This window comes from Jeotgalibaca arthritidis, from assembly GCF_011100465.1.
Classification (GTDB): Bacteria; Bacillota; Bacilli; order Lactobacillales; family Aerococcaceae; genus Jeotgalibaca; species Jeotgalibaca arthritidis.
Genome location: NZ_CP049740.1, coordinates 1759619 through 1777683 on the forward strand (window position 1 = coordinate 1759619; position 18065 = coordinate 1777683).

Annotated in this window: 19 protein-coding genes and 4 pseudogenes; 17 read left to right on the forward strand and 6 right to left on the reverse strand. The window is 33.3% G+C overall.

Annotated elements, in window-relative coordinates; genetic code table 11:
- Positions 1-6 precede the first annotated feature (6 nt).
- The 3 genes from G7057_RS11875 to G7057_RS11885 are packed head-to-tail and all read right to left on the reverse strand — an operon-like array spanning position 7 to position 1173.
- A complete protein-coding gene (locus G7057_RS11875) occupies positions 7-342 on the reverse strand; it encodes a tyrosine-type recombinase/integrase (protein ID WP_319592861.1) in 336 nt (111 codons plus the stop codon).
- A 15-nt stretch (positions 343-357) separates the two neighbouring features.
- Positions 358-876: a site-specific integrase gene (locus G7057_RS11880; RefSeq protein ID WP_227004709.1), complete on the reverse strand. Its 519-nt coding sequence runs from the start codon at positions 874-876 to the stop codon at positions 358-360.
- An 18-nt stretch (positions 877-894) separates the two neighbouring features.
- Positions 895-1173 (reverse strand): Arm DNA-binding domain-containing protein, encoded by a 279-nt coding sequence (locus tag G7057_RS11885; protein WP_227004589.1) that lies wholly within the window; start codon positions 1171-1173, stop codon positions 895-897.
- Between the two features lie 58 nt (positions 1174-1231).
- Between G7057_RS11885 and G7057_RS08860 the strand changes: the two are divergent.
- The 6 genes and pseudogenes from G7057_RS08860 to G7057_RS08885 form a co-directional block, all read left to right on the forward strand.
- Positions 1232-1645, forward strand: a pseudogene (locus tag G7057_RS08860) (tyrosine-type recombinase/integrase); the annotation flags it as partial.
- A gap of 153 nt (positions 1646-1798) precedes the next feature.
- Positions 1799-2206, forward strand: a complete 408-nt coding sequence (locus G7057_RS08865; RefSeq protein ID WP_166162914.1) for a MarR family winged helix-turn-helix transcriptional regulator — start codon at positions 1799-1801, stop codon at positions 2204-2206.
- A 38-nt stretch (positions 2207-2244) separates the two neighbouring features.
- Entirely contained in the window at positions 2245-3258 is a 1014-nt protein-coding gene (locus G7057_RS08870; protein ID WP_166162917.1) for an NADP-dependent oxidoreductase, read from the forward strand.
- 77 nt (positions 3259-3335) lie between these two features.
- Positions 3336-3974 (forward strand): nitroreductase family protein, encoded by a 639-nt coding sequence (locus tag G7057_RS08875; protein ID WP_166162920.1) that lies wholly within the window; start codon positions 3336-3338, stop codon positions 3972-3974.
- A 14-nt stretch (positions 3975-3988) separates the two neighbouring features.
- The gene (locus G7057_RS08880; RefSeq protein WP_161903186.1) at positions 3989-4276 is read left to right on the forward strand and encodes a putative quinol monooxygenase; all 288 of its coding nucleotides are present in this window, start codon (positions 3989-3991) and stop codon (positions 4274-4276) included.
- Positions 4277-4278: 2 nt separating this feature from the next.
- On the forward strand, positions 4279-4638 hold the full coding sequence (locus G7057_RS08885; RefSeq protein ID WP_161903187.1) for a DUF1304 domain-containing protein: 360 nt from the start codon (positions 4279-4281) through the stop codon (positions 4636-4638).
- Between the two features lie 24 nt (positions 4639-4662).
- Here G7057_RS08885 and G7057_RS08890 read toward each other — a convergent pair whose 3' ends face one another.
- Positions 4663-5577: a hypothetical protein gene (locus tag G7057_RS08890; RefSeq protein WP_166162923.1), complete on the reverse strand. Its 915-nt coding sequence runs from the start codon at positions 5575-5577 to the stop codon at positions 4663-4665.
- Between the two features lie 1074 nt (positions 5578-6651).
- Between G7057_RS08890 and G7057_RS08895 the strand changes: the two genes are divergently transcribed.
- From G7057_RS08895 to G7057_RS08935, 8 genes and pseudogenes are all read left to right on the forward strand, one after another.
- The gene (locus G7057_RS08895; RefSeq protein ID WP_096741732.1) at positions 6652-7221 is read left to right on the forward strand and encodes a recombinase family protein; all 570 of its coding nucleotides are present in this window, start codon (positions 6652-6654) and stop codon (positions 7219-7221) included.
- Between the two features lie 165 nt (positions 7222-7386).
- Positions 7387-9100, forward strand: a pseudogene (locus tag G7057_RS08900) (site-specific DNA-methyltransferase); the annotation flags it as partial.
- A 2-nt stretch (positions 9101-9102) separates the two neighbouring features.
- A pseudogene (locus G7057_RS08910) lies at positions 9103-9483 on the forward strand (DEAD/DEAH box helicase family protein); the annotation flags it as partial.
- A pseudogene (locus G7057_RS08915) lies at positions 9473-9613 on the forward strand (50S ribosomal protein L20); the annotation flags it as partial. The pseudogenes G7057_RS08910 and G7057_RS08915, both read left to right, overlap by 11 nt.
- A gap of 105 nt (positions 9614-9718) precedes the next feature.
- Positions 9719-10213: an aldehyde dehydrogenase family protein gene (locus G7057_RS08920; RefSeq protein WP_166164196.1), complete on the forward strand. Its 495-nt coding sequence runs from the start codon at positions 9719-9721 to the stop codon at positions 10211-10213.
- Positions 10214-10384: 171 nt separating this feature from the next.
- Positions 10385-11812, forward strand: a complete 1428-nt coding sequence (hemG, locus tag G7057_RS08925; RefSeq protein ID WP_166162935.1) for a protoporphyrinogen oxidase — start codon at positions 10385-10387, stop codon at positions 11810-11812.
- Positions 11813-11990: 178 nt separating this feature from the next.
- A complete protein-coding gene (locus G7057_RS08930) occupies positions 11991-12731 on the forward strand; it encodes an MBL fold metallo-hydrolase (RefSeq protein WP_166162938.1) in 741 nt (246 codons plus the stop codon).
- Positions 12732-12764: 33 nt separating this feature from the next.
- On the forward strand, positions 12765-13778 hold the full coding sequence (locus G7057_RS08935; RefSeq protein ID WP_166162941.1) for a lipoate--protein ligase: 1014 nt from the start codon (positions 12765-12767) through the stop codon (positions 13776-13778).
- 315 nt (positions 13779-14093) lie between these two features.
- Here G7057_RS08935 and trpS read toward each other — a convergent pair whose 3' ends face one another.
- A complete protein-coding gene (trpS, locus tag G7057_RS08940; RefSeq protein WP_166162944.1) occupies positions 14094-15083 on the reverse strand; it encodes a tryptophan--tRNA ligase in 990 nt (329 codons plus the stop codon).
- A 336-nt stretch (positions 15084-15419) separates the two neighbouring features.
- Between trpS and spxA the strand changes: the two genes are divergently transcribed.
- Entirely contained in the window at positions 15420-15824 is a 405-nt protein-coding gene (gene spxA, locus G7057_RS08945) for a transcriptional regulator SpxA (protein ID WP_166162947.1), read from the forward strand.
- Between the two features lie 48 nt (positions 15825-15872).
- On the opposite strand, the gene G7057_RS08950 is transcribed toward spxA, so the two are convergent.
- Positions 15873-16769, reverse strand: coding sequence for a LysR family transcriptional regulator (locus G7057_RS08950; protein WP_166162950.1), 897 nt, complete (start codon positions 16767-16769; stop codon positions 15873-15875).
- A gap of 186 nt (positions 16770-16955) precedes the next feature.
- Between G7057_RS08950 and G7057_RS08955 the strand changes: the two genes are divergently transcribed.
- A complete protein-coding gene (locus tag G7057_RS08955) occupies positions 16956-17351 on the forward strand; it encodes a CidA/LrgA family protein (RefSeq protein WP_166162953.1) in 396 nt (131 codons plus the stop codon).
- The gene (locus G7057_RS08960) at positions 17344-18051 is read left to right on the forward strand and encodes an LrgB family protein (RefSeq protein ID WP_166162956.1); all 708 of its coding nucleotides are present in this window, start codon (positions 17344-17346) and stop codon (positions 18049-18051) included. The genes G7057_RS08955 and G7057_RS08960 overlap by 8 nt, the downstream gene beginning before the upstream one ends.
- The last annotated feature ends 14 nt before the right edge of the window (positions 18052-18065 follow it).

Consider the following 18065-nt stretch of genomic DNA (forward strand, 5'->3'; position numbering starts at 1 on the left):
ATTTTGTTATATTTCATTCATGAATTCAGCAAAACGATTAGCTGTTTTATCTCTTTGGTCTTTGGATAAGTGAGTGTAAATGTTCAGTGTCGTTTTCACATTAGAATGTCCAAGTCTTTCTTGAGCTTCTTTAATTGGGATATTTGCTTTGTATAATAAACTTGCATGTGTGTGCCTAAAACCGTGCATTGTGATTGTTTTGATTTCTTTACCAGTCTTTTTCCTATACAATCTCTGAATTGTTAAAAACCACTCTTTAGTTATACCTGATTCGAGATAAGTATTTTTGTAATTAGAAAAAATAATCTGTTTAGGATTTAGCTTAGGTAAATCAAATTTTATTGCTTGTTTTTCCTGCTATGTTTTTAAAGCTACTAATGTGGTATCGTCCAAGCTTATTCTTCTAAAACCAGCCTTTGTTTTCGGTGGGTGAATTAGGGTTTTGTTTCTGTCTCCTTTAGCAACTGTTTTAGTTACTTCTAAATACTTCTCGTCAAAATTAATATCCTCCCAAGTTAAAGCAAATGCTTCTCCTTTGCGTAATCCAGTAAATGCCAATGTTCTAAAAAAGGCATATCTTTCAGAATCAAATTTTTCTTTTGTAAATCTCAGAAACTCGATTAATTCTTCTTTAGTAAAAAAATTTGAAAACTCTTCATACTGATTTAAATTAAGATTGGTTACTGGTTTTTTAACATTAGCCATTGGGTTTTGATAGATTAATTCTAAGAACATAGCATGTTCCATTACTCTATTAAAATAGTAAATAAACCTACTAGCTCTTTTTGGTTTATCTTTATACCATTCATTTACTATTTGCTGACAATAGATTGGAGTAATGTCTTGGATTCTCATTTCTTGAAATTTTGGTAATATAGCATACTTGAATTCACATTAAGCTGTAACTGCAGTACTTTCCTTTACTAAGTTGCAATACTGCTTATACCATAGTGTGAAAATTTCATTAAAGGTATGGTGTTTCTTAGGTACATACTGTTCAGTTGCAACCAAAAGACTTAATTCCGCTAATGCTAAACTAGCTTCTTCCTCTGTTTTAAACCCCCTTCTAGTTGTTTTCTGTTTCTTCCCATTCTTAGGATTAACACCTACATAGTAGTCAAACATGTAATTGATAGTGCCATCTTGCTTTTTGTATGGTTTGATTTGTGCCATAAAAATTCTCCTTTTTATGGCATAGGATAAAGTTAAGAACATTATATGATATCGAGTAATAGAAGATGTGAAAAACAAGACTCAAACAGAAATTATTGAAATAAAAACTGGGAAAAGAAGAACTCTTCATCTAAAATCCTTAACATCAAACATTATTGACTATCTTAATACAGAGCATGATGGTGAATCTGAGTGGCTATTTCCAAGTCCAACAGATAGTAGTAGACAACTAGCCAGTCATCAATATTATAAAATTCTACAGAAAGTTGCTGACAATCTAGATTTAGATTATATTGGCACTCACACACTTAGAAAACCATTTTCCTACTTCTTTTTACAACAGAATAAAGGAGATATTGTTACTCTGATGAAGATTTTCAATCATAGTAGCCAAGCAGTAACTTTGCGATACGCAGGAATCGAAGAGGAAGATATTAAAGCAAAGTTAGAAGATTTTAACCCATTTAATTAGGTGAAGCACAATTTTATTAGATTGTGCTTTTTTATTTGATAATAACGAATAAATTTTTAGAGTTAATTTAGGCAAACTACTTTTCAAAGTAATGAAAATGAGTTATATTTGATTGGTCAACTATTGATTAATCACATATGAAAGGAGTAATAGATGAATTTAAGAAAACTTAGCAAACTATTTTATCAACTTAAACTTGCCAATCAAGAAATGACCACTAAATTTGAAAAAGAAACAGGATTTAGTATTACACGTTATGAATTAATGTTGTTTCTGAAAGAGAATGGACAGTGTTCGCAAACAAACTTGCAGAATGAGTTGAAAATAGATAGTGCTGCGGTCACTAGACATTTAAAGATTTTAGAAGAAAAAAATTATGTTATACGTGAAAGAAACAAAAATAATAATCGAGAAGTTGTTGTTAGAATTACAGAGAATGCAACAAAAGAACTGGAACATTGTGAAAGAGAATTTGGTCATCCAAATAAAACGATGATGTCGCCATTGAATGAGGAAGAAGAAAATACTCTCCTAAATTTATTAACAAAATTAGTGAAATAAATATAGGAAATTAGCTTGGCGAATAAAGGAGAGGACATATGTTTGCGTATCAAATAAAGCAATACGGAAAGCAAGAACAACTTTTTTTGAATGAAATACAAAAACCTGTACTGTCTGAGAATAGTATAATAATCAAAGTTCATTCAGCAAGTTTGAATCCAGTTGATTACAGAATTCGCAATGGTGATACAAAATTTGTTTTGCGTTATTCAATGCCCTTGACACTAGGGCATGATTTTTCAGGCGTTATAGAAGCTGTGGGTTCAAAAATCACACAATTTAGAGTAGGTGATTCTGTATATGGAAGAACACCGATGACAGGGGCTTTCCAAGAATACGTTGTTGTTGGTGAAAATGATATAGCGAAAGCACCAAAAAATCTTTCTCTTGTTGAATCAGCTTCAGTTCCGCTTGCGGGATTAACTGCCTATCAAGGATTGTTTGACTGGCTTCAACTAAAGGAAAAACAATCTATTTTAATTCTTGGTGGGTCAGGTGGAGTAGGTCACATAGCTATTCAACTTGCTCTTTTAACCGATGCAAAGGTTTATACGACGGCAAGTAAGGAAGGACAAGCTTTTTTACAACAATTTGGAAGTATTGAATTTATTGACTATCATAAAGAAAATTTTTATGAAGTGCTGCCTCCAGTAGATGCTGTTTTTGACATGAGAGGCGGAGATGAACTAACGCATTCATTTGATGTTGTGAAAACCGGAGGAAAAATTGCCTCTATCACGAGTATTCCTACGCCATCTTATGCCAAATCAGCAAACATGAATTGGTTTTATCAAATGATTTTGCGAGCATTTACTGCAAAAATGTATCACTTATCAAAAAAAAAGAATATTGTTTTTCATTCTTTTTTAACGCAGTCTAATAGACAAGAACTCGAAAAAATTACAGAGCTTGTTGAGTCGGAAAAATTGACTATTTCTATTCAAAAGATTTATCCTATTTCAGAGATTAATACTGCTATGAAAGAAATAAGCAACGGACGTGTGAAAGGGAAAATTGTAGTTGATTTTACGAATAAAGAGAGAAATGAGTAGAATGAAGACCCATAAAAAGCGTAATAGCATAAATTGGTTTTTAAAAATTATAAATATGAAATGGAAGAGGAAAGAATATGTCCAAAAATTTAGCAAACAATGATTTTTCAGAAATTACATTTGGAAGAAAGTCTGTTCGTGGATATGATGAAACAGTAAAAATATCTCATGAAGAAATGCTTGAAATGATTCAAGAAGCAACGACTGCACCATCATCAGTGAATATGCAACCTTGGCGTTTTGTCGTTGTTGAGAGTGATGAACAAAAATCTAAACTAAAACCATTAATTCGTTTCAATACAAAGCAAAACGATACTTCCTCAGCAATGGTTTTGATTTTTGGTGACATGCAATGCTATGAATTAGGGGAAGATATTTACAACCAAGCAGTTGAAGAAGGTAAAATGTCAGCTGAAGTAAGAGACCAACAATTGGCTGCAATTATTCCATATTACAAAAATTTTACTAAAGAGCAGATGAATGATGTAGTAAAAATTGATTCAAGTTTAGCTGCGATGCAATTCATGCTCATTGCTCGGGCACATGGATATGAAACGAATCCAATTGGAGGATTCGAGTCTGACCAGTTAGCAGAAGCTTTTGGGTTAGATAAAGAGAGATATGTACCAGTAATGATTTTATCTATCGGAAAAGAGAAAGAAGCTGGATATACTTCTGTTCGATTGGCTGCTGAAAAAATCACTGAATTTAAATGATGGGAGGGAGAAAAATGAAAATTATACAAGCAAATTTTTATGTAAAAAATGATAAAAGAGAAGATTTTTTAGCGGATATAGTACCTTTAATCGCTTCTACACGATTGGAAGAAGGCTGCTTGCTATATGATTTATATGAATCAGTGGAAAAGAAAAATCAGTTTGTTATGATTGAACATTGGAAAAACCAAGAATCAATTGATAAACATAACCAAAATCCACTATTAATAAACTTATTTGGAAAAATGTCAGAATATGCTGAGAAGAAAACAGAATTAATTATCACAGAAAAGGAGGAATAGAGATGTCTATAATTTCAACTGTTTTAATCGTATTTGTTGCTTTGGAATTCTTCTATATCATGTATCTAGAGACTTTTGCAACTACATCAGGTGCAACGAGTAGAGTTTTTAATATGACAAAAGAAGAATTGAAAAGAAATTCTGTAAGTACTTTATTTAAAAATCAAGGGGTATATAATGGTCTAATTGGTGTAGGGTTGCTGTATAGCGTATTTTCTTCAACAGCTTCACTTGAAATTAGTCGATTATTATTAGTTTATATAATTTTAGTTGCTTTATATGGTAGTTTAACAAGTAATAAAAAGATTATTTTAACACAAGGTGGTTTAGCCATTCTAGCACTTGTTTCAACCTTCTTTTAAAGAGAAAAGCAAAACCACAATCAATTAAGTTTGTGGTTTTTGCTTATCTTTTTTTAATTGAACAGTATTATACTTTTCTTTATTCAAATAACTTTGAAAATACAAGTCATCTGCATTATCATACTCTGTTTTGTCATTAGAAAGATAAATAGTATCTTTAGAGCCTTTGTTCAGGGTTAAATAATAGAAGAAATCAACTATAGAGGGAATTGCTTGTAATTTATATTGATTATTTTCTTTCACAAAGTAACAGAGTTTGTTAGAATCATTCAGGTAAATCAAAATATCATCCCTGATATAAGTGGTGTTATTTTCCGAGTTTCTAAACGAGACATCTGCTAAGTTAGATTGTATTGCTGGAATAAACTCTTTAGTGGGAATAGCTAATACATCAACAGTTTCTAAAGAGGTTGTATAATATTTTTCTTGTAGTATATCTGAAAAAGAAGCTACTCTAATTGGGAATTTAGTCAATTCGTTGACGATAAAATGGGCAAAATATTTTCTGTCTTGTTCATGAATTAATTGATTGACTATCATATTTGCAAGTTTTTTTATAGATTCATCATTTTTATAGTTATACTTACCTGAGGCATATACTGAAATATAGAGCTGTTTATTCTTATCTAAGGAATCATTCACTTGAATTTTATTGGTATACAAGCCAATTGTAACCAAATATTGAACGACCATTGACTGCAAGTCTAAATCTTTCATATGTTTCAAGTCATAGTTATTAACATAATAGAAGTGTTTATTTAATTTTCCTCTAGATATTATTTTATTCTTTTTTAAGGTCTTTAATCGTGACTCTAAGCTGATGCGATTGCATTGTAACAGCTTAATCAAGGTGTTTTCATATATTCCGTTCGATTGAGCAATGATATCTAATAATTCCTCATAATCAATAGCCCGATTGTTTACAATAAGTGTGTTCATGTTCACTCCCTCCTATAGTTTTATCTGTTTTATTTTTAAAAGTATACATTCTCGTAAATATCCATTAGTAACCCAACACTCATAACTATCCATTTTCATTTCTATCCATCATTTGGTGATGGTATTCAGATAGAAAATTTTTCCATTTTTTGCTTATGCAGCTGCTTTGGAAAATTCACGGAGGTTTCCATTGTAATTTCTCCGAATTCACCTCATAAATGACATAGTTTTCAAAAAGTTATCACAAAAGTTATCATTTTGTTATCATTTGATTTTTTGAAAAAACCTCTTTTTTAGGGTTGATGTAGGGATTAGGTAGGGGTTCGTAATTCAATAAAGTATCCCAGGTTTACGAAAATATCTATCTCATAAGTATCCTTTAAAGATTATCCACCCCTACATTACCCCTTCATTATACCATCCGTTTCTTAGTACTGGAAATTTGAGTGTTGTGTGTAAGTCTACTTGTCTATAAAAGTGATGTGTGATTAATAAATTAGTGTTATTTAGATTTTTGTGTATTCTAATTCTGTAACGCTTATTATTTACAGACACAAAAATAATTTATTTGGAAGTAGAAATTGGATAATCTTGGTATCAAAAAGAATCTAGGTGAAAGTATGAAAGAAATGGTCCTCAGAGATACACTTAATAAAAGATTTACAGTAATTGAGGTGTTACGACCGATTAGTTACGATTACAACGACTACTGAAAGTCCAAAACTTGTTCCGTTTTTCATAAAACAGTCTCCTTTATTAGTTATTTTATTGTTTTCCGAAATTATACCTATTTCAAACTGTTTTACAAATTATAGCGTCTCTTATTGGTTAGAAAACATTATTATAACAGTGTTTTCTACTGACTTTAAAGGTAAATAATAGAAAAGAAAAGGCATAAGTTATTTGCTGGACAATCGTTATATTTGATGTGATAATTAAATTACCTTAACGAGAAGTATTTTAAATCATCTCTGTTTATATTGTTTATTTACCCTGACTTATAAGAGAAGTCAGGGTATTTTTAATATTTCAAAAAAATCATTACACTAATATGGAGGAAAGGAGGAGTATATAATGGCAAATAAAATTATTGGTTATATTCGAACGAGTAAAAACACACAAGATTTAGGATTAGAAGTGCAAAGGAAGGCTCTAGAAAACTATGAACCAGATGAATTATTTTCTGAACAGATTAGTGGTAGGAAAGAGAATCGAACAGAACTCGATAAAGCATTAAAACGTTTAGAAAAAGGAGATACTTTACTTATTTACAATTTAGCTAGATTAAGTAGGTCAAGCAGGCAATTAGTGAACTTGATGTCTGAGTTGAATGAGAAAGAAATTTATCTGAAAAGTATTCAAGAATCGATTGATACCAGAACAGCAAGTGGACGATTATTTTATACTGTCTTAGCTGGAATAGCAGAATTTGAAGCTGAAAATATTAGCATCAGAACAAAGGAAGCCTTAGCTAATACTGACAAGACCTTGGGAAGACCACCAATAAAACAAAGTAAACGTAAGAAAATCATTGTTTTATATAAGGGGAATCAGCTATCACTGAAAGAAATTGCTGTAAAATGTGGTGTGTCTGAGAAAACTGTTTATAACATTGCTAAAAAAGCTGGTTTGTCCCGAAAATGAGACTTGATAAATTATCAATCTAAGGGTAACATTATTGGAGGGAAGCAAGATTTTACCGGCAATAAATCAACGTTTTTTACCGATACTACATAAAAAAATAATTTACATAAAGAAGACGATTGTATCAACATTTTTGAAGTTGATGGAATGGTCTTATTTTGTTGTGGCAAAAACGTTCAATATAATACTGATGTGGTGTTAGACTTTCCTTATAAAGATTGTGTTCTAGAGGGTGAAATGACTAAGGAAGATGCTGGGAAAGAAGAAGTTTTCTATAATGAGGTTATTGCAAGAGATGAAATAGATACCCTTTTAGCACCAAAAGCATTAGTGAATGTAGAAAAATATGATGCTGATGGAGAACATACAGTTGATTCTTTCAGTGATGAAGATAATTTAATTATCAAGGGAAATAACTTATTAGCTTTACATTCTCTGAAGGAAAGATATGCAGGAAAAGTAAAATGTATTTATATTGACCCACCCTATAATACTGGTAATGATTCCTTTAAATATAATGATAGATTTAATCATTCTACATGGCTAACTTTTATGAAAAATAGATTAGAAATCGCAAGAGAATTACTTGCTGATGATGGTGTTATAGCAGTTCACATAGATGATAATGAAGGTGCATATCTAAATATATTATTAGATAATATATTTGGTAGAGAATCTAAATTAACTACTCAACATATTTTGGTTAGATATGCTGAAAAGACTCTAAAGCAAGATATGGATTACCATAAACAAATTGAACAAATTCATTATTATGCTAAAAACAAATCAATGGTAACTCCGAACAAACCAAAATCTGAATATTCATATGATAAATTTATTTTTGATATTAAAACTAAAGAACCTAATAAAGTTTTAAATTTAGGTAATAAGAAAGTAGAGATGTTTTCACCTAACAATTATGTTATAAAAAAATCACAACAGGGGTCAAAAAAACTCTTAAAAGAAATTTGGGCTTCAGGGACAATTCTAGATGGAAACTCATCAGGTAGATTTTTTAGAGATTATTTAACAGGCAGATATGAAGAAGATGGATTAGGGATATTGTATAAAGTTTATGGTATAGGTGATGATGAGAGAGATTACAGATATTTCACTGGACCTAAAAAAGAAGGTGCAACTAAAGGTAAATATTATCAAGGTGTGCCGAATGATATTTTAGAAGGAAATATAATTGGAAAAGAATTACCAATACTTGATTTTATAGATTTGGCTGGGAGTTTTGGTAATATTAGACATGAGGGAGGAGTAGAATTAAGAAGTGGCAAAAAACCTGAGTTAATGCTTAAAGGAATAATTGAAACTTTTTCAAATGTTGATGATATTGTTTTAGATTTTTTTCTTGGAAGTGGAAGCACTGCAGCAACAGCAATGAAAATGAGAAGAAAGTTTATTGGTATAGAGCAAATAACAGGACAACTAAGTAAAGCAAAAAAAGATTAGAAAATGTAATTATAGGCGATTATACTGGTATTTCTAAAGATGTGGACTGGCAAGGTGGAGGTTCATTTGTTTATGCTGAATTGATGGAATTAAATCAATTATATATGAACAAAATTGACCAAGCTCAACTAAAGAAGAATTAGCTGAATTATGGGATGAATAAGATAACAATGCTGATTTGAACTTCCAATTGGATAAAGAAAAGCTAACTAATGAACTTTTAAAAGAACATGATAGTGAAGAAGGTTCAGTTACTTTTAATGACCTACCTTTTGACGAACAAAAAGAAATTTTCAAAAAAGCATTAGATAAGAATCAATTATATGTGCCTTATTCTGAAATTGAAGATAAGAATGTCATCATTTCTGATAATGATAAAGCCTTTAATCATAGTTTTTACAACAATGAGGGGGAATAGTTATGGCAAAAAAACGGTTATACGAATGGTTAGATAGAGAAATGAGAACCATTACTTATGCTATGAATCCTCATGAAGTTCCTGAATATATAAAAGCTAATTTAAAAGATGAACTTCGCCATTATCAAGAAGAAGCTTTCAGACGTTTTCAATTTATGCAAGATAATAGTTTGATTGCTGGCATTAGTGATGCAGGATTTCAGAGAAAACATTTGCTGTTTAATATGGCAACAGGCTCAGGAAAAACGATGGTTATGGCGAGTTTGATGTTGTATTTATATAAAGAATTCAATTATCAAAACTTTATTTTTCTTGTGAATACAGATGCGATTATTAAGAAAACCCATGAGAACATGTTGAATAGTAGTTCCAGTAAGTATCTTTAACCTAATTCACGGTATGAAAGTTTCTGGAAATGAAATGAACCGTAAAATGTTGGCTGACTTAGCAGTTAACGATGCAGCAGCTTTCACTGCAATTGCAGAACAAGCTAAAGCAGCACTAGCTAAATAATTTAAACCAATTTGAGAGAGGTCAGGCGAATGCCTGATCTCTTTTTTATCTTTTTGTAGGTACAAAGTGGAAAAATGTGCTGTGAGATTTTTGTTAATCACCTAAATAAGCGATGTCGGCCCCCTTATAAACGATGAAGCAAGAGATACGATTGATCAACAGTTGAAAGATGCCTTAGAAAAAGGTGCTAACTTGTTAATTGGTGGCAATCGTCTTACAGAGGGTAACTATCAAAATGGCTTTTTCTATCAACCAACTGTTATTGATGGTGTGACCCAAGATATGAACATATTCTATGAAGAAACTTTTGGACCAGTTATTCCTTTAATTGAATTCGAAAGGGAAGATGAAGTCATTGAAAAGGCCAATGATAGTGACTTTGGTTTAGCTTCTTATGTCTTTACAAATAGTTTAAGAAAGGCAGAAAACTTATCACGCACCCTTGAATACGGCTTAGTAGCTATTAACAACACAGGGGTATCGTTTGCAGAAGCTCCATTTGGCGGTGTGAAATTTTCCGGATTAGGACGAGAAAATGGTAGGCAAGGTGTTGAGGAGTTTATCGAAACAAAATTTGTTCATACTTTATACTTAAATTAGATAAAAAAAGCCTCTTTTAATGGACGATACGTTTATTAAATGAGGCTTTTTTACTGTCTTTAACCTTTTTATTTAATTTGTAACAGTTTAGTCACACAAAAAAGTTTGTATTAGAGTATCATAAGGTAAAGCATAACTTGTATAGGTAGTGATTATGGAAAAGGTGAGTAAATGGAGCGAGCGAAAAATAGAATAGCAATTATCGGAAGCGGTATTAGCGGTTTAGTTGCAGCTTATGAAGTGAATAAGTATATTCAAAAAGAACAACTGCCTTTTGAATTTCTCGTTTTAGAAGAGCGACTAAGTCCTGGTGGCACGATTAAAACGGTTGAAACTGAAGATGGCTATGTGGACGTGGGGGCCAGTAGCTTTGATCTGAGGCACAGCGATGTTCGGCCTTTTATAGAAGAATTAGGTTTGTCTGATGAACTTCAATATAGTATTGGAGAAAAAATGGATCGATTCAGTGGTCATGAATTTATTCATACCGAAAAACCAACCTACCATGGTATTCCTATGCAATTAAAGGATATAATGCACGATAAAGAGCTTTCTCTGAAGGATAAATTGACTGTTATTGTTAATAGTTCGTTTAATGATATGAGAAGGGGAGCCGACCTTTGTATCTCAACAGCTAATTTCTTAGAATATCGTTTCTGCAAAGAAGTTAGTGATCTGATTGCCTATCCCAATTATCCTGAAAATATTTATGGATCAATTGAAATCAGCCCACCTGAAATTTTTGATACTAATCTTATCACCTTATTTGAGTATACAGACTCTAAAATGAAGCTTGATCCTGAAAAAATTGACTTCTATACAGACGGTTCGGGGAAAGAATACACCTTTAAAAAGGGCATGTCGACCTTAGTAAAACGTTTGTTAAGAGATGTTGAGGGATTTATTCAAACAGATAAAAAATTAGAAAAAATCACGCAAATTGATAAAGGTAATCATTTACTCACTCTAAATAAACAAGAAGAGTTACGAGTGGGATGTGTCATTTCCACCTTGCCACTCTCAGAGAACTATGATTTGTTTTCAGAGCAAATTGATGATCAGTTACTTATACCTAAACCAATCAGTGCCAGTATGGGAACTGTGTTTTTTCAGTTTCCTAAAGGGGTTATTGGGAGATATCCAGTAGGGCATGGCTTTGTTATTCCTAAACGAAGTGAGTTTCAAATTGCCAAAGCTACTTTTCTCAACCGTAAATGGCCATCTTTTGAGAATGCTAAGTATGACAATATCGTTGTTGATATTGGTCGACGTCAAGAGGATACCATTATCGAGTTACCAGACGAGGTAATATTGGAATTCATTGAGAAGGAATTACAAGAAATAATAAATTTAAAAGCAAGCTATCATTATGCACGCGTTTATCGCTGGCCAGATGTGATTCCTCATATGTCCGTAGATGATCGACAAAGATTAATAAAGAACAGAGAAACTTACAATCAACTGTTTGCTGATAAAGGATTATTTATTGGTGGAAATGGTCTGAGGGGATATGGCTTAAGAAATGCCATTGGTGAAGGCAAGCGGTTAGCAGCGCAAGCAATCGCCTACATGAAAGATAAAAATGCAACAGCTTTTTAACCTGTTTTCTAAAAAGAGATAGGTTAAAAAGCTTTTTTTATGTATAATAAAATAGGAAGCTAGTTATGTTTTTGAATCTGTATTATCTTTTGTAGGTTACTGTTACATCTTGTTTCTTTCCTATCTTCTTGTCCTATCATGTTATAATACATAAAAAGATTTTAGAGGGGGCTAGAAGATGGAATTAACAATATTAGGCTTTATGGGTGGTTATCCGTCAAAGGGAATTGGTACGACCTCTTATTTACTAACGTCAGCTGATTTTAGACTGTTGATTGATGTGGGTAGCCAAGCAGTTATCGCTTTAGAAAGACATTTAGATCCCTTAGATTTGGATGCGTTGATTCTAACTCATTATCATCCCGATCATATTGCGGATTTGGGCGTTTTGCAACATACATTCTTGCTAAAAGAAAGACAAAATGGTAAAGAAAAAACTATTTTACCAATCTATGGACACCAGGAATCAGAACTAGAAAAATTGCGAAATTTTCCTCATGTATCAGAAGCTATCAACTATCAAGCGGACGAAACCTTGCAGTTGGGACCATTTGATATCCAATTTCTAAGGACTGTTCATCCCGTTGTTTGCTATGCCTTGTCAATCGTTGAGCGAGACAGTGGTAAAAAGTTTGTCTTTACAGCTGACTCTGGTTACTTAGCTGATTTAGTTGATTTTTCTCGAGATGCAGACCTCTTATTAGCGGATACTAATTTTTATGCGGGAAATGAAAATCATCCAGTCCATATGACCTCTAAGGAAGTAGGCGAGCTGGCAAAAGCTGCCGATGTTAAATCGTTAGTTTTAACCCACTTACCACCAGATGGCGATTGGCAACGTCTATTAGACGAAGCACAATTAGCAGCTGGCCATATTAAAGTAACATTAGCAAAAGAAGATTTAACGATTCAACTATAAAATCAAAGATGTGAAGAAGGGATGATGTTTCCAATGTATTTCGTAGACAATCAAAACCATTTAGATCCAAGTGTTAATATTGCACTTGAAACGTTTTTGCTAAAAGAAAAGAAATTAGATGAGCCGATTCTACTTTTCTACATCAATGAACCGTCCATTATTATCGGACGTAATCAAAATACAATTGAAGAGATCAACCAAGGCTATGTCGAAGACCAAGGGATTCATGTCGTACGTCGTATGTCAGGTGGCGGGGCAGTTTACCATGATTTAGGAAACTTCTCATTCTGCTTTATTACAGAAGATGATGGGCAATCCTTCCGTGACTTTGCTAAATTTACTGAACCAGTAATTGGATTCTTACATAGTGTTGGTGTGAAGGACGCTGCCTTGAAGGGACGCAATGATCTGACAATTGGAGAGAAAAAGTTCTCTGGAAATGCCATGTATTCAACGAATGGTCGAATGACAGCTCATGGTACGATTCTGTTTGATTCCGATTTAGATGCTATAACGAGTGCATTAAAACCACGTAAAGAAAAAATCGAATCAAAAGGGATTAAATCAATTCGTAGCCGCGTCACAAATATAAAACCGTTTGTGGACGATAAATATAAAGAGCTAACAACAGAAGAATTCCGTGACCTTATGCTACTCTACATTTTTGATGTTGAAGACCGTCAAGATGTGAAAGAGTATCAGTTAACAGAAGAAGACTGGAAACGCGTTTATGAAATCCGTGACCAGTACTTTGGAAACTGGGATTGGAACTACGGTAAATCACCACGCTTTGATGTTGAAATTCGCAAACGTTACCCAATTGGAACGATTGATTTCAATTTTAACATTGAATCATCAACCATTAAACGCGTTAAAGTTTATGGGGATTTCTTTGGTCTGGGAGAAATCGCTGATGTGGAAGAAGCGTTAGTAGGAACTCATTTTACAAAAGCGGCTGTAAAAGAAAAGCTTGAATCACTAGATTTGAAAAAATACTTTGGTAACATTACAGCTGATGAGTTAGCTGAATCATTATTTGAACAATAAAAATTAAAAAGTAGCAATGAAATAATCACCATTCTGATTGTTTCATTGCTATTTTTATTTTATTAAGGGCTGAATTCTTTCTTAGCTCCTTTTCATTTACTCAAGTGTGCGATACAGCTCCAAAAATTGAGCTGTATCGCACACTTTTACCTTGAAATGTAAGATACAGGCCGCTTCAAATAGTCTGTATCATACATTTAGGCTATTGGATGTAAGATACAGCTGATATTTTTAGTCTGTATCTTACATCTCGAAAAAAGAGAATGGAAAAAAAGAAGCAAGTAACAGTTAACTGCTACTTGCTTCTTTTAATTTTTATGCAAGACCAATTGCGGTTTCCATGCGTTTAAGGGTTGCATGAGCCACTTTATTAGCACGCTCTGCGCCTTCTTTTAATACATGGTCTAATTCATCTGATACTAATAGTTCTTGATAACGATTTTGAATAGGCTCTAATACAGCGATAATGGCTTCTGCTAATTGAACTTTAAAGTCACCATAGCCACTGCCAGCAAATTCAGCTTCTAGTTCTTTAATCGATTTTCCGCTAAAGGCAGAGAAAATAGTCAGTAAGTTTGAAATACCAGGTTTATTTTCCTTATCGTATTCAATGACGCCACTTGAATCAGTTTTAGCACTCTTAATTTTTTTCAAAATCACATTAGGTGGGTCTAATAAGGAAATAAAGCCTTTTTGATTAGTATCCGATTTGCTCATTTTTGAAGTTGGTTCTTGTAAGCTCATAATGCGACTTCCTTCTTCAGCGATCATCGGTTCTGGCATTACTAAAAGCTCATCTTTTTTGCTGTAACGGTTATTAAAGCGTTGCACGAAGTTTCGTGTTAACTCTAAATGTTGTTTTTGGTCATCGCCAACGGGCACGAAATCTGTATCGTATAAAATAATATCAGCAGCCATTAGTGGCGGGTAAGTTAACAAACCAGCAGAAACTGATTCTTGCTTGCCAGATTTGTCTTTGTATTGGGTCATACGTTCTAATTCGCCAATCGATGTGTGACATTGGACAATCCATGCTGCCTGTGCATGAGCAGGGACATCAGATTGAACAAAAATAGTTGATTTATTTGGATCAATGCCAAGCGCTAAATATAAAGCAGCTAATTCTCTTGTTCGACTTCTTAGTTCACTCGGATCTTGAGGAACGGTAATCGCATGTTGGTTTACAATACAGTATGTACAATCATATTCATCTTGTAATTCTACAAAATGCTTCATGGCTCCCACATAGTTTCCGATGGTTGGGATACCACTTGGCTGTACTCCAGAAAATACTTTTTTCTTCACTATCAATCACTCTCCTGAATTCTTCTTATCTATTATAACGTATTTTAGTCAAGAGGGCAGTTATTTCTCTGAATTTTCTTTGAAATAGCTTAATTATAACCATTCTAATTAAAACTTTTATAAAAAGTTTTAATTCGTTTGTTGATGTTGGTATAACAATGTTTTTAGGATAATTCAAAAAAAATTAAAAACAATTATGAACGATATTTGACTAAAAATAGAAAAAAGTTTACAAAATGAGTAGTAATATGACAATCCTTATTGTATAATAATAGTCGTAAAGCACATTGGTTTGACTAGATGAGCAATCGCTTATATGAAAGGGGAGATCCACTTATGGTTACTCTATATACTTCACCAAGCTGCACGTCATGTCGTAAAGCACGAGCATGGTTAGAGGAAAATAACATTCCTTACACTGAACGAAATATCTTTTCTGAACCCTTGTCAGAAATTGAGATCAAAGGTATCTTAAAAATGACAGAAGAGGGAACAGAAGAAATTATTTCTACACGTTCGAAAGCATTCCAAGAAATGAACGTGGATCTTGACGATTTACCGTTAAATACTTTGTTTACGTTAATTCAAGAGAATCCTGGTCTGTTGCGACGTCCAATTATTTTGGATGAAAAAAGATTACAAGTGGGCTACAACGAAGATGAGATTCGTCGTTTCTTACCTCGTGAGGTACGCGCAATCGAATTAAAAAAGCCCAAGAGTTGGCAAACTTCTACTAATTAAACCATAAAAACCATGTCCGATAAGTCGGTCATGGTTTTATTTTTTTTATTAAGGACGAATCATAAAGTCTTCTTGAATGACAGCCATTAGTGCATCATTGAATTGCTGTTGAATTAAGGAGTGTTTAGACTCAATATTAATAACGAGGCTCACATAAAATTTAGGCGCATCTTTCAATTTTACTTTCACTAAATCTTTACGGTCATCTAGTAGTATCTCCGACATAAACGCAATCATGTGAGTTGATGCAGCGATTGTTTGCACAGTTTTAATTTCTTTTGCATAAACAATATTTGGCTCTTTAATGTGGTTGGCTTGGGTCCATTTTTCAAAAATACGTTGATGGGTGTAACCTTCTGAAAGAGAAATAAAGACCTGGTCTTTAATATCTGTTACAGAAACAATCTCTCGATTAGCCAAAGGATGGTTGGCTGATACCCACAAGCTCATTTCTTCCTCACGTAAAAGTAGCTGTTTGATTTTGTTTTGCATAATAAACGGTGTCGGATGTCCAAGAATGGCAATGGGCACTTTTTCTTGTAGAATCAATTTCAACATAACGTCTGAGCTTTCTTCTTCAACAAATTTTAAAGAGGGAGTAAATCGACTTATTTTTGGTAATATTTGTGGCAAAAAGTGGCCGCCAATCGTAGGTAAAAAGCCAAAATAAACAGCCTCCATTTTGATATCTTTGATTTGTTTTTTTGTTTGCTCGATAATTTCAAGAATTGTTTCAGCGCTTTTATATAATAGCTGACCGCTAGAGGTCAATTCCATCCGCTTCAAGGTTTTTCTTCTGTCAATTAAGATAGTGTCTAGTTCGGTTTCTAAACGTTTTAAAGCCATTGAGATGGACGGCTGTGAAATATAAAAATGATCAGCGGTTGCTGTAAAACTGAGACTTTCAGATAGGTGATGAAAATAGATTAAGTCTTGTAAATTCAAAGTCATCTTCCTTTTGTGATTTTATTAACATAAGTGTTATATATAAGCTTGCGGTAAGTCATAAATTTTATTTATCATATCATAAAGAAGCGATATGAGACAATTTATAAGTACCGTGCTAAGATAGATGTGTTAAGAAAAACGGTTACAAAATAAAATTGTCATACAAGATATGGAGAGAATGTTGTGAAAATTATTAAGCAATTATTTTGGATTTTTCTCTTTTCACTGCTAGGCGAAATCGTGTCTAAAGCCATTGCAAGTGTTGTTGCAATTCCAGGTAGTGTGATAGGAATGGTATTACTATTTATAGCCCTTCATTTTAAATGGTTAAAAATGGAGAAAGTAGACGAAGTTGGAACTTGGCTAACGGATAACATGGCGATTTTCTTTGTTCCAGCTGGTGTAGGATTAATGACTAACTTCGATGTTTTAGCTGAGGTATGGTATCAGTTATTGATTATTATGGTGGTGACTACCGCAATTATGATGTGGTTCGTTGGTAGTCTCGTTCAAAAGATTAAAGCTGTCACAGATAAAAAAGATCAGCAGCTTCAAGAAGGGAGTGACGCTAATGTTTGATGCTTTGTTAGCGAGTCCTTATCTATGGGTGAGTTTGACGGCCGGTTTTTACTTAATTGCAGCTCAGCTACATAAAAAGTGGCCGATACCCTTGTTTAACCCCTTGCTGTTTTCAATTGTAGTCATTATTGCATTACTGTTGATTACGAAGATTCCTTATGAAACCTATCAATCAGGTGGTTCTCTCATTGCAACCTTTGTGACACCAGCAACTGTTGCTCTAGCAATTAAGTTGGAAAAGAACTTTATTTACTTAAAGAAAAACTATATTGCTATTTTAAGCGGGATAGTATCTGGTGTCGTTATTCATACGCTAATGATTATCGGATTCGGTTTATTGTTTAAGTTTGATGTTGAAATGGCATCTACTTTATTTCCAAAATCAATTACGACAGCCATCGCTGTTGGGGTATCTGAATCACTAGGTGGCATCGTTTCCCTAACTGTGGCCGTCGTTGTCTTTACCGGAATCGTTGGCGCTGTGATTGGACCAACCTTGTTCCGTTTAACAAAGATAACAGATCCTGTTGCACAAGGTGTAGCCTTTGGATCATCAGCACATGCTATGGGAACAGCTAAAGCCATTGAAATTGGAGAAGTTCAAGGCGCTATGTCGGGCTTGTCAATCGTAGTAACGGGGATTGTGGTTGTTGTTTTAGCACCATTTGCCCAACCCCTCATTCAACTTATTTTTGGATAACATAAAATAACTTT